Source organism: Salinicola socius (genome assembly GCF_001937195.1).
Lineage (GTDB): Bacteria > Pseudomonadota > Gammaproteobacteria > Pseudomonadales > Halomonadaceae > Salinicola > Salinicola socius.
The window spans coordinates 1-552 of sequence record NZ_MSDO01000124.1 but is presented as its reverse complement, the minus strand read 5'-3'; the positions used below and the strand labels follow the sequence as shown (position 1 = coordinate 552).

At 64.1% G+C, this 552-nt stretch carries 1 protein-coding gene; it reads left to right on the top strand.

What is annotated here, in order from left to right; all coding sequences use genetic code 11:
• The coding region (locus tag BTW07_RS19175) for an Ig-like domain-containing protein (protein WP_167369303.1) at nucleotides 1-552 on the top strand (552 nt) is incomplete at both ends.

Genomic DNA, 552 nt, shown 5'->3' with positions numbered 1-552 from the left:
GACAGCTACCAACTCGTGGACAACGTCGGTGACGGCAATGGTTCATTGACGTTCAATGCCGACGGCAGCTACAGCTTCACGCCGGGTGCCGACTTCGACAGTCTCGCCGCCGGCGAGAGCCGCGACGTCACCTTCAGCTACACCGCCACCGATAACGATGGCGGCGTCAGTGAGCCCAAGACGGTGACCATCACCGTGACCGGCACCAACGACGCCCCGGTGGCCCGCGCCGATACCGGCAGCACCGGCGAGAACGCTACTCTCAATATCGCCGCGGCCCAGGGCGTGCTTGCCAACGACAGCGATGTCGACGGCGGCACGCTGAGCGTCAGTGCAGTCAATGGCGTAACAGGTAGCGTGGGTCAGGCCATCACCGGCTCCAATGGCGGCACCTTCACGCTGAACGCGGATGGCTCCTACAGCTTCAATCCTGGCACGGCGTTCGATCGCCTGGCCGCGGGTCAGACCGACACCACCCAAGTTAGCTATACCGTCAGCGATGGTCAGGGCGGCACCGCCACCTCGACGCTGACCGTAACGGTGACTGGTACA